9 protein-coding genes are annotated in these 12,072 nt (G+C 43.8%); 4 read left to right on the forward strand and 5 right to left on the reverse strand.

What is annotated here, in order from left to right; genetic code table 11:
• Nucleotides 1–6: 6 nt before the first annotated feature.
• Nucleotides 7–771, forward strand: coding sequence for a histidine phosphatase family protein (locus AAEY79_RS10475; RefSeq protein ID WP_101211950.1), 765 nt, complete (start codon nt 7–9; stop codon nt 769–771).
• Between the two features lie 172 nt (nt 772–943).
• Nucleotides 944–1,813 (forward strand): SDR family oxidoreductase, encoded by an 870-nt coding sequence (locus AAEY79_RS10480; protein WP_101211949.1) that lies wholly within the window; start codon nt 944–946, stop codon nt 1,811–1,813.
• 542 nt (nt 1,814–2,355) lie between these two features.
• On the opposite strand, the gene AAEY79_RS10485 is transcribed toward AAEY79_RS10480, so the two are convergent.
• From AAEY79_RS10485 to AAEY79_RS10505, 5 genes are all read right to left on the reverse strand, one after another.
• Nucleotides 2,356–4,056 (reverse strand): AMP-binding protein, encoded by a 1,701-nt coding sequence (locus AAEY79_RS10485; protein WP_201567706.1) that lies wholly within the window; start codon nt 4,054–4,056, stop codon nt 2,356–2,358.
• A gap of 750 nt (nt 4,057–4,806) precedes the next feature.
• Entirely contained in the window at nt 4,807–6,504 is a 1,698-nt protein-coding gene (locus AAEY79_RS10490; RefSeq protein ID WP_101211947.1) for an AMP-binding protein, read from the reverse strand.
• A gap of 417 nt (nt 6,505–6,921) precedes the next feature.
• Nucleotides 6,922–7,713 carry an ABC transporter permease gene (locus tag AAEY79_RS10495; protein ID WP_352288274.1) on the reverse strand — a complete coding sequence of 264 codons (792 nt, stop codon included), beginning with the start codon at nt 7,711–7,713 and terminating at the stop codon, nt 6,922–6,924.
• Nucleotides 7,714–8,103: 390 nt separating this feature from the next.
• Nucleotides 8,104–8,961, reverse strand: a complete 858-nt coding sequence (locus tag AAEY79_RS10500) for an ATP-binding cassette domain-containing protein (protein ID WP_201583626.1) — start codon at nt 8,959–8,961, stop codon at nt 8,104–8,106.
• 12 nt (nt 8,962–8,973) lie between these two features.
• Nucleotides 8,974–9,591: a hotdog domain-containing protein gene (locus AAEY79_RS10505; RefSeq protein ID WP_025652750.1), complete on the reverse strand. Its 618-nt coding sequence runs from the start codon at nt 9,589–9,591 to the stop codon at nt 8,974–8,976.
• A gap of 204 nt (nt 9,592–9,795) precedes the next feature.
• On the opposite strand from AAEY79_RS10505, the gene xthA reads away from it, so the two are divergent.
• Together xthA and argJ are read left to right on the forward strand one after the other, a co-directional pair.
• On the forward strand, nt 9,796–10,620 hold the full coding sequence (gene xthA, locus AAEY79_RS10510; protein WP_201617466.1) for an exodeoxyribonuclease III: 825 nt from the start codon (nt 9,796–9,798) through the stop codon (nt 10,618–10,620).
• Nucleotides 10,621–10,688: 68 nt separating this feature from the next.
• Nucleotides 10,689–11,912, forward strand: a complete 1,224-nt coding sequence (gene argJ, locus AAEY79_RS10515) for a bifunctional glutamate N-acetyltransferase/amino-acid acetyltransferase ArgJ (protein WP_025652748.1) — start codon at nt 10,689–10,691, stop codon at nt 11,910–11,912.
• The last annotated feature ends 160 nt before the right edge of the window (nt 11,913–12,072 follow it).

The raw sequence follows: 12,072 nt of genomic DNA on the forward strand, positions 1-12,072 counted from the left end.
TTATTTATGACAACCATCCTTCTGGCACGTCATGGTCAAGCATCGTTTGGGCAAAAGAATTATGATAAGCTCTCAGAATTAGGGAGTATGCAAGCGCAGATGCTCGGCCAGCACTATGCAACGACGCAGCGCCGCATTGACGCTATTTTTAGTGGCAGTTTAGAACGGCAAAAAGACTCGGCGCGGCACTTTTGGGAGAGTTACCAGACCTCTATTAACCATAATGGTAATGATAATGCGCCTCTCTTAGCGGCACTCGATATAAATGAGCCTGACAGCTACATCATTCCGCAGTTTGATGAGTTTAATCACAAAGACGTGTTGGTTAAATCAGATCCTACTTTTGCCAGTAGATCGGCAATTGCTATTGAGATTGCCAAGGCAGAGGTTCCAGCGCGGCGCTTAGCTGAGCTGTTCGATCTGGCGATGCAGCGCTGGCATGCGGGTGATAATGATCATGACTATCTTGAGAGCTGGTCACAATTCAATAGCCGTACTCAACAAGCGCTTGAGCAAATCCGCACGCAAGTCACCAGTTTAAACTTAGATCGCCACAGTACGGTACTGGTCTTCACCTCTGGCGGTGTGATCGCTGCTATCACCGCACAACTGTTGCAGCAAGGTAGCCAGACTGCGTATCAGCTTAATAAAAGCTTGGTCAATACCGGGGTAACCTCTCTTACGCTAAAAGATCAAAGCACACGCCTGATGTCTCTCAATGAATATAGTCATCTATTTGCCGACGGTAAACGCTTCGTGACGTGGCGATAGGTGACCAGACTATTCTTTTAGTCATACACACTGGCTTAAATACATAACCATGACTCAGTGATTACTCATCAGCTGTTAGAATATAAATGTAAGCAATTGATTTCAATACCTCATAAGTACCGTTTTATGAGGTATCGAAGCTATTTCGTTATCGTTATACAAAGGATTGGTCATGAAAAATCAATTAATTGGCTTAGCTACCAAAACCACTAAGCAAAGCCAGCAGCAGATATTGAGTGCCGTGCAACCGGCACGCTATCTTAAAGGCTTGAATAAGCAGCAAGTAGGGCGTGATAAGACCATTTTAATCACGGGTGCCAGCTCCGGCTTAGGCGAGGGGATGGCGAGACTGTTTGCCAAGCTTGGCTACAACCTCGCTATCTGTGCGCGCCGTACTGAGCGCTTAGAGCGTTTGAAGTCAGAACTGATGACCACTTATCCCAATATTCGCGTTGAATATCGCGTATTAGACGTCAGTAATTACGATGCAGTTTTTGAGGTGTTTGATGCTTTTGCCGCCGACTTTGGTGGTATCGATCGTGTGGTGGTCAATGCAGGTGTCGGTGAGAGTCGCCGTATTGGTAAAGGTCGCTTTGAGACCAATCGCCGTACGGTTGAAATTAACTTTATCTCAGCACTGGCGCAGTGTGAAGCGGCCATGAGTATTTTTCGAGCCCAGAATAGCGGCCATTTGGTCGTCATATCAAGTATGTCGGCGATGCGCGGTTTACCGAGACACCTGACCACTTATGGTGCGACTAAAGCAGGGCTCGCTCATTTGGCAGAAGGCATCCGAGCTGATATGCTGTTGACCAAATTACCGATTAACGTTTCTACTATTTATCCAGGCTATATCCGTACGGAAATTAACGAAAACGCTAAGCCGTTACCGTTTGAAGTGGATGTAGATACGGGTACGAAAGCAATGGTTGCTGCGATCGAAGCAGGCGTTCAAGAAGCTTGTGTACCTAGCTTGCCCTGGGCAGTGGTCGGTCATGCCATGAAGCATTTGCCGTTACGAGTGCTCAATAAGTTCAGCTGATGATGTTTTTCTTGACGTAAATTTTGGTAAAAGTAAATTCAGAAAAAAAGCCCTCTACATCATCTGTAGAGGGCTTTTTTTCGCTAATTTTTGGTATAGCAATTTAGGGTCTGTTGAACATTCAAATATTAGGACTGCTGATTGCTAAAATCGTCCCAAACTAGGCGTAAACCGACGATAATGTCGAGACCTTAGCTAGGTTTACAACAACGTTTGGGGTGATTTCAGTATCAGCCTTTCAGGGCAGTGGCTATTTTTTGCCAATACATGGCGAAATTATCTAACCTAGAATGACTAGGCGTCAAAAATTTCACTGCGTATTGTCTAAAAAATAGCCACTGCCAGTGCCACATTTGAATGTTCAACAGACCCTAGCAATAAAAATAAAACAGCTTCGTTTTAATCGTTATATAGTGAGTGAAAAATAATATCGAACCATCACGCACTGCTGATATCAATTTTTTTTACTTGCTGCGCCTGCGCAGACAGAGGCTACAAAAAACCAATATCAGCAATAGCGTCGCGTTTTTTGGATATTTTGACTAAAGCGTTTGTGGGTTATCTAGCATATGCTGCTCACGTAACTTTTGGCGTAATACTTTACCAACGTTACTTTTAGGCAATTCACTCACAAATTCGATATGACGCGGACATTTATAGCCAGTCAAATTATCTAGCGCAAATTCTTTAATGACTTCTTTAGTGACGTTATTATCGGCAGGTACGATGTAAATTTTAACCGCCTCACCTTGATGTTCATCAGGAATACCAATCACCGCACAGTCAATAATACCTTTACAATCTAGCATGACAGACTCAATCTCATTCGGAAAGACGTTAAAGCCTGAGACCAAAATCATGTCTTTTTTACGGTCTAATAAGGTAATGTAGCCTTTTTCGTCCATGCTAATAATATCGCCGGTACGGAAGTAACCGTCGCTGGTAAAGTCATTGCTGTTGTCTTTATTAAAGTAACCTGACGTGACATTCGGCCCTTTGATACACATCTCGCCCGCTTCGTGTAGTCCTACACGTTTACCATTGTCATCGACAATAATGATGTCAACGCTAGGTACGGGTATGCCGATAGTACCATTGAACTTACGGTCAGTGATGACATTGGCCGTACCTGCGGCCACACCTTCAGTCATCCCCCAACCTTCAACCATCGGGCAACCAGTCACTTCTAACCAGCGTTTCGCAGTCTGCTCAGTAGCAGCCATACCACCAGCTTGTGAAATACGTAACGAGCTAAAATTGAGATCTTTAAAGCTTGGTTGATCCAGCAGGCCTTTAAATAGGGTATTAACCGCAGGAAAAATATGGAACGGTTGTTTTGACAGGGTTTTGACAAAGCCCGGCATATCACGCGGATTTGGTACCAAGATAAAGGTATAGCCTGAACGCATACCCAGTAGGCTTAGCATAAAGGCAAAAATATGATACAGCGGCAAGGCCATGACCATATTAATATAGACTTCGTTAATTTCTGAGGTCACAGGGCGATACCATGCTTCTGACTGTAGCGCCGCTGCTACCACGTTACGCTGAGATAATACAGCACCTTTAGACAGTCCCGTGGTACCGCCAGTATACTGTAAGATAGCTTTTTGCTCTAAAGAGGTCTTCTGCTTTTGAAACGGTAAGTTTTTACCTTTTTTAAGGACCTCAGGGAACTTGGTTACCTCGTGCTTAGGATCATCCAGCTTATATTTGGGTACGAGGCGCTTTACCTGACGGATAACTGTATTGACCAAGATACCTTTGAGGCCCATCATGTCGCCCATTTTTGATAGGACAATACGCTTGATGGCTGTCTCATCGATGACTTGCTCCAGTGCTTGAGCAAAATTATCGACCACAAAGATAATTTGAGCACCTGAATCATTCAGTTGATGGCGCAGCTCACGACCCGTATATAGCGGATTAATAGGGGTACACACATAACCGGCGCGCAAAATACCAATCATCGTTGGCAAGTATTGCGGGACGTTTGGCATCATGAGCGCAACCACACTGCCTTTAGGAATGCCTTGCGCTTGTAACCATGCTGCAACTGCTAGTGAGGCCTTATCAACGTCTCCATAAGTGTGCGTCACACCCATGCAGATAGACATGGGGTGCGGACGGAAGCGGTCAAAGCATTCCTCATAAAGTTCTATCAGGTTTTCGTATTGATCAGGATCGATGGTCTTGGGTACACTTGCAGGATATTGAGCAAGCCAAGGTTTATTCACGGTCATATTTAGCGTCCTTAAATATTAATATAAGTTAAGGTCTTAGAAGAAAGTAGTCACATCCCTGTCAACACCATAAATCATTGCGTAGTAATCAACGCGGTGCTGAGTGCTATCCTAACTATTAACTGACTGCTAACATACGGTGGCCCTTACACAATTTTGTTTAACTACAAAGAATGATGGCTTTTGTAGGATAAACGGCAAATAAGTACATTTAACGATTAAAATGTCACTCAGAAAATATCGTCACGTCTCAATAACCCTTATAAGTTACTTTCAATAAAAACCTTATCAATTAAAACTTTAGAACATCGACTGACATATTTTGGCAACACATTAACACAACTACAACTGAAGTCGATATTATGATAAGCGCACTTCACAGTACATATATAAATTTGATAAATAGAGTGATCTGTGTTGCAAGTCAAAAAACGACAAGCGGTAGATAAGTTAGGATAAGCTGTGCTATATCATAAAAAAATATAATGAAGTAGGGCAACGCTATAGAATGCGGTATTTGAGTCACTTATTTTAAAACTAGCGTTACAATATCTTGATGTATTTTTTGAACAGAAGCATACTTTAATGACCGTCATTCACGCGTAAGAAACAGGGCGTTAAATCAAATTTATGAAAATCATCACTATACTGTTTTGAATAGTTGAGCAAAAAAAGCGCCTTACCTTGTAGGTAAAGCGCATTTTATAATCAAATTTATAGAGCAGTTATATGTGACTGCGTTCAGTTTATTTATAACTGAGGGTGATCCGCGTCATGTTTTTCACGCAGTTTTTGACGTAAAACTTTACCAACGTTACTCTTTGGTAGCTCGCTGACGAATTCGATATGACGTGGACATTTATAGCCCGTCAAATTATCCAATGCAAACTCTTTAATGGTACTTTTGGTGACGTTATTATCTTCTGGTACCACATAGATTTTCACCGCTTCACCTTGATGATCATCAGGGATACCAATGACCGCGCAATCAAGAATACCTTCACAATCGAGCATGACCGATTCGATTTCGTTCGGGAAGACGTTGAAGCCTGAGACCAAAATCATATCTTTTTTACGGTCTAACAGTCTAAAGTAGCCTTTTTCGTCCATGCTAACGATATCGCCAGTGCGGAAATAACCGTCACTGGTGAAGTCATCACTGCTGTCTCTATTCAGATAGCCTAAGGTTACGTTAGGGCCTTTGACACACATCTCGCCAGCTTGATTGACGCCCACACGATTGCCTTCATCATCGATGACAATCACATCGACGCTAGGGACGGGAACACCAATCGTACCATTAAATTTACGATCTGTAATGACGTTGGCGGTGCCTACCGCGACACCTTCAGTCATGCCCCAACCTTCAATCATCGCACAGCCCGTCGTCTCAAGCCAGCGTTTCGCTGTCTGCTCAGTCGCTGCCATACCACCGGCTTGTGAGATACGCAATGAGCTAAAATTGAGATCTTTGAAGTTTGGATTATCAAGCAATCCTTTAAATAGAGTATTGACCGCTGGGAAGATATGGAACGGTTGTTTTGACAAGGTCTTGATAAATCCAGGGATATCACGTGGATTGGGTACCAAGATAAAGGTATAGCCCGAGCGCATGCCGAGCAAACTCAACATAAAGGCAAAGATATGATACAGCGGTAAGGCCATGACCATATTGATATAGACTTCATTGATCTCCGAGGTAATAGGGCGTGTCCATGCTTCTGATTGCATAGAAGCTGCCACGATATTACGCTGCGATAAAATCGCCCCTTTAGATAGACCAGTAGTACCGCCTGTATACTGTAAAAAAGCTTTTTGGTCCAAGGCCATTCTTGGTTTTTGTAGCGGTAGGTTTCTACCTTTTTTAAGAACGTCAGGGAACTTAGTGACTTCATGCTTAGGATCGTTCAGCTTGTACTTGGGTACCAGACGCTTAACCTGACGAATAATAGTATTTACTAAGATACCTTTTAGACCCATCATATCGCCCATTTTCGATAGGACAATACGCTTGATATTGGTCTCGTCGATAACTTGCTCGAGCGCTTGGGCAAAGTTATCAACCACAAAAATAACCTGAGCACCCGAGTCATTCAATTGATGGCGTAGCTCACGACCGGTATATAGGGGATTGACAGGCGTACAGACATAACCGGCGCGCAAAATACCAATCATGGTTGGCAAATATTGCGGGACGTTTGGCATCATGAGCGCAACCACCGTACCTTGAGGTAACCCTTGAGCTTGCAGCCATGCAGCAACGGCGAGCGACGCTTTATCAATGTCGTCATACGTATGGGTGACGCCCATACAGATACTCATGGGATGCATACGGAAGCGATCAAAGCATTCTTCGTATAGCTCTACTATGCTGCCATATCTATCTGGATCGATCGACTTCGGCATGCCTGCCGGATATTGGGCAAGCCAAGGTTTATTTAACGTCATAGTCAGCGTCCTTGAGGTTTAATATAGATTAAGGTTTGGTGAGAAAGCAGTCATATCCGTGTCAATAAAACAAATCAGCGCTGACGTGAACCATTTGCCGCTGAGAGCGATAACATCCTTATCTATTGACTGGCTGCTAAGATTTTGTTGCCATTATATATTTTATATCATGATAAAAAGTGGTAAATAAGCGAAGCAACCGTATGGGTAAATCCATACCAAAAGATCTGATTGGTACGAAAAACGTCTTATTAATTACCTGTTATATCAACTAGAGAGAATATAATGATACATTTGAGTAACACATTAGCATGAATCTAATTGTAGGCAATATTAGCATGCAAGTACTGAGCAGTACATACAAAAATTAGATAATTAGATTTATATCTGAGGCAAGATAAATAAGACGCATGGTCACTAAGGCAAGGTAAACTGTTGTTTGCTATTAAAAAAACGTCGGTAAATCAGTAACGCACTGATAGTACATCCCAACGTGCTACTAACACAGATCAAAAACATAGTGACGATCTGATAGCGTACCGCTTGAGTAGGATCTGCACCCGCTAGTATTTGCCCAGTCATCATCCCTGGTAGACTGACAATACCAACCACCAGCATAGAGTTTAGCGTTGGGGTCATGCCATTAATAATGGCGGCTCTTATCTGCTCATGCACAGCTTCGAACGGGCTGGCAGAGAGACTCAACATCGTTTCAATACGTCCTTGCTGCTCATGAAAGGCCTCAATCAACTGGTTGCTGGTCAAGGAGATGGCGGTCAAAGAATTGCCTAATATTAAGCCTAATATGGGAATGACGAATTGCGGTGTATACCACGGCTGTACTCTTAATATAAGCATGATTGCGATACTGGTGACCAATACGGCTGATAGACTGACAGCGAGCAAGGTGTCAGTGAATAAACCTTTGTAGCTTCGTTTGACCCGATTTTTGGCTGCAGCACCAGCGATTACGGTCATGATAGTCAGTATGAGTAGGACTTCGTACCACTGTTCACGAGCAAAAATCCATGCCAAAATCAGACCGATAAAGCTGAGCTGAACGATGGTGCGAATAGCAGCTGTTAATAGTGTTTTGGTTAAAGCTAAACGCAGTCGCCAAGAGATGATAAGCACGATAATAATTAAACTGCTGGCAAGCGCAATATCACCATAGGTGAGGAATATTTGCATATCGTCCGTCGCGTTCATAGCGGCTCATTATCAAAGGGGTTTAAGGAGTTAAGGTGTGATGTAGGTCAATAAATATTAGGGTCTGTTGAACATTCAAATATTAGGACTGCTGATTGCTAAAATCGTCCCAAACCTTTTATCAAATCAGGCGTAAACCGACGATAATGTCGAGACCTTAGCTAGGTTTACAACAACGTTTGGGGTGATTTTAGTATCAGCCTTTCAGGGCAGGGCTATTTTTTGCCAATACATGGCGAAATTATCTAACCTAGAATGACTAGGCGTCAAAAACTTCACTGCGTATTGTCTAAAAAATAGCCACTGCCAGTGCCACATTTGAATGTTCAACAGACCCTAAATGCCGTCACTATTGTCAACAACAGCAATAACTGAGAGCCGATGATAATGTTAGCTCACTTCGGTTAAGACGCCTGCTTGCATGTGCCAATGTCTGTCGGCTAATGGCATAATGTCTTGCGTATCATGTGTCACCCATAATACGCTGCGCTGGGCATCACCGCGTAACCAGTCAATCAGTAAGTATACCAGCTGAGCTGAAGTATCGCTGTCTAAAGCCGCCGTCGGCTCATCTAATAACAGCACTTGTGGGTTTAGTTGTAAAAGACGTAAAGTGTTGACCAGTTGGCGCTCGCCACCAGATAAATAACTGGCCGCTTGCTGTAAAAAATCAGCGCGGCGTTCGAGCTTAACAAGTTGAGCGATATGCCAGTCGATATCAAAATCAAGGTGCTGATGCGCTTGTAGGCGATAGGGTATTTGTAAATTCTCAAGTACCGTGCCTTCTAGCAATTGTGGTTGCTGAGCCAGTAGGGCGATACGCGCGCGCCACTCAGGCGGCGGCGTATTATGAATACTATGATAAAGGCTGCTATTATCACTTCTATTATTTAACTCTTTATCATTACGCAAACAGACTTTACCGCTGCTCATCGGCAGTAAGCCTGCAAGCACACGCAGTAAAACGGATTTGCCGCTGCCAGAAGACCCTGTCAAAAGGGTCACTTGACCTGCTAATAATGTACCGCTAACGTTGTTTATCAAGACTCTTTTGGGTGTCGATAATATTTGCTTAGAAGAAGCGTTTTTTCTGAATTTGCGCGTCCACTTATCATAGGTGGCAGATAAGTTATTTGTTTGTGCCCTAATAGTGGGCTGTTTATCACCAGTATCGATTAGCGTGATACGCTTACTATGGACACAGATGTCTTTAAATTCAACGATAGGCATGTCATTATCAACGCTCATAGGTCGGCATCATTATGTATTTATAGGTTGATCAATCGCTTCTTGTAAGGCCTCACGCAGTTTGTTTGGCACACGAATTGGACGCATTGGTGCAGCGCTCGCAACGGCAACATCCGGCTCTGCTCTGACTTGATTTTGCACGCAAGCGATGACGATTTTACCACTACTTAATAAGCTATTATTGGCGTTGGCGTTGTTCTTGGCACTGTTCTTGACGCTATCGGTAGAAGCGTTATCGGTAAGGTTATTATCAGTAGAGGCCTTGTCTGGACTATGACGGTGAATGCTCTGGTAAAAAACGATGCTGGCAGGTTTTAACTCGATTTTATCGACACGCACACTAATGACTTCATCCAGCAGAATGGCTCTTTTATATTGTAAGTCTGCCTGACTCACCACAAAATGCTGTACTTGACCCTCATCAGTCTGTAAGAAATACCCATTTAAACCCAGCTGGCCAAACCAATCGCGGCGGCAGTTTTCAAAAAACACCAAATGATTGGCGTGGTAGACTATACCGCCAGCGTCAGTATGGTTAATATAGACGTTGTAGTCTTTTGCAAATAATGGCGTGATTTGTTTTTTTGTCTTTGGCAAGGTGTTGGCGTTTTTGCTAATAGTGGTTGTCATAACAATGCTCAATAATTATTTTAATAAGTGTTGTGTAATCGGCCTGAGGCGCTCGCTTTCATTTAATAGCCATCGTCCTAATAACAGCTACTCTAGCTTAAGATATCAGGGCACGCAACAGTCAGGCTTGCTTACGTCTGTTATCATAGTGATTTATATACGCGTATCAGCACCGTCTTTTAATCAATCAGTATAGGATAATTTATGACCCGTTTTGTCAGTTTTAATATCAATGGTATTCGCGCTCGTCAACATCAGCTAGAGGCGGTGCGTGAGGTAATCGATCCTGATGTGATGGGTCTACAAGAAACCAAAGTACATGACGAGCAATTTCCTCTAGAGAACATAGAAAGCCTTGGCTATCACGTAGAGTATTTTGGGCAAAAAGGACATTATGGCGTGGCACTCTTGTCCAAGGTTGCGCCTATATTTGTGCAAAAAGGCTTTCCTGGTGAAGACGTTGAGGCACAAAAGCGTTTTATCCATGCGCGCTATGAATTTGATGGTCGTGAGGTTGATGTACTCAACGGCTATTTTCCTCAAGGTGAAAGTCAAGACCATCCGACCAAATTCCCGATGAAACGTGCTTATTATGCCGATTTGATGACCTATATCGATACGCTAAAAGCAGAAGGTCGCTCGCTCATCGTCATGGGTGATATGAATATTGCCCCAGAAGATATTGATATCGGTATTGGTGAAGTTAATGCTAAGCGCTGGTTGAAAAATAGAAAGACCTCGTTTTTGCCAGAAGAGCGTGATTGGTATGCAGCACTAATGTCACGCGAGTTGACCGATACTTATCGTTTGCACTATCCAGAGAGTACAGAGTTGTATAGCTGGTTCGATTACCGCAGTCGCGGCTTCAACGATGACCCTAAGCGTGGCCTACGTATCGATCATATTTTGTGCACCTCAGACCTAGTCGATGACTGCGTTGATGCCGGTATCAGCTATGAGCTACGTGCCATGGAAAAACCCTCTGACCATGCACCTATCTGGTCGGCATTTAAATTAAGCAAACCCTAGGGCGTGTTGAACACTCACAAATAACATTCTATTTATAATCATAAAAACTGGAAAGTAAGGAAGTCACTATGGCTGTTGGAAATGTTGCAGTACCTGATATTATTTATCCTATCGATGGCATTAAGTTAAGTGCGACCGCTGCAGGCGTACGCTACAAAGATCGTAATGATTTGGTGGTGATTGAGATTGCTGAGACGGCAAACAGTGCCGTGGTCACGACTAAAAATACCTTTTGCGCTGCGCCAGTAAGAGTATTGCGTGAGCATTTTGCCAAAGCCAGTCCGCGCTATTTGGTCACCAATACGGGCAATGCCAATGCTGGGACGGGTGCAGACGGCAAACGCCGCGCAGTTGATATCTGTACAGCGCTGGCCAGTAAAGCAGGCGTGGATGTCAGTTCTGTGTTGCCGTTTTCGACTGGAGTGATTGGCGAGCCACTAAACAGTGAGGCGGTCATCGCAGGCTTAGATAAAGCGCTTTCCAGTTTAGCCGCTGATAATTGGCTGGTGGCGGCGAATGGTATCCGTACCACAGACACTGTCCCTAAACTTGCTAGCCAAAAGGTCGACGCCGCAGGTAGCAGCTATCATATTACCGGCATGTCAAAAGGCTCAGGCATGATACGACCAAACATGGCGACCATGCTTGGCTATGTGGCGACCGATGCCAATATTGCGGCTGATTTATTACAAGAGATGCTAAGTGCCATTAATGAGCAGTCTTTTAACCGTATTACTGTCGATGGTGATACCTCGACCAATGACTGTTGCGTATTGATTGCCACCGGTACAGCCAGCGCTGATATGATTGACAGTCCAGAACACCCGCATTATCAGGCTATAGTTTCAGCTTTGACCGAGGTGTTCGTCCGTCTGGCACAATTGATTGTACGTGATGGGGAAGGCGCTACCAAGTTTATGACTGTAAAAGTGACGGGCGGCAAGACGACGCAAGAGTGCTGCGATGTGGCGTACGCGGTTGCACATTCTCCGTTGGTCAAGACCGCGTTCTTCGCTAGTGATGCCAACTGGGGTCGTATCCTTGCCGCAGTGGGTTATGCGGGTATCGAAGATTTGGATACCGAGCAAGTCGATGTTTATCTAGATGAGGTGATGATTTGCCAAAATGGTGGTGTTGCTCCCAGCTATACGGAAGCGGCGGGTAAGACCGTCATGAGTCGTCCTGAGATTACCATTCATATTGATCTGGCACGTGGCGACGCTAGCGATACCGTTTATACCTGCGATTTGTCTTACGATTATGTCAAGATAAATGCTGATTACCGAAGTTAATGATGGTACTAAGTGCTAATTAGCAAAAAGTAGATGGTGAAAAATGGCCGGAGTAATGCTTACTTCGGCCATTTTTTATGTTGCTTAGATTAACACATGAAGTGCAATACCAAATGTGAGGTGAAAAAAAGACCTAGATGCGCTAGCATCAAAGTCTTTA

The sequence above is a fragment of the Psychrobacter sp. GW64-MNA-CIBAN-0177 genome, from assembly GCF_040309585.1.
In the GTDB taxonomy this organism is placed as follows: Bacteria; Pseudomonadota; Gammaproteobacteria; order Pseudomonadales; family Moraxellaceae; genus Psychrobacter; species Psychrobacter okhotskensis.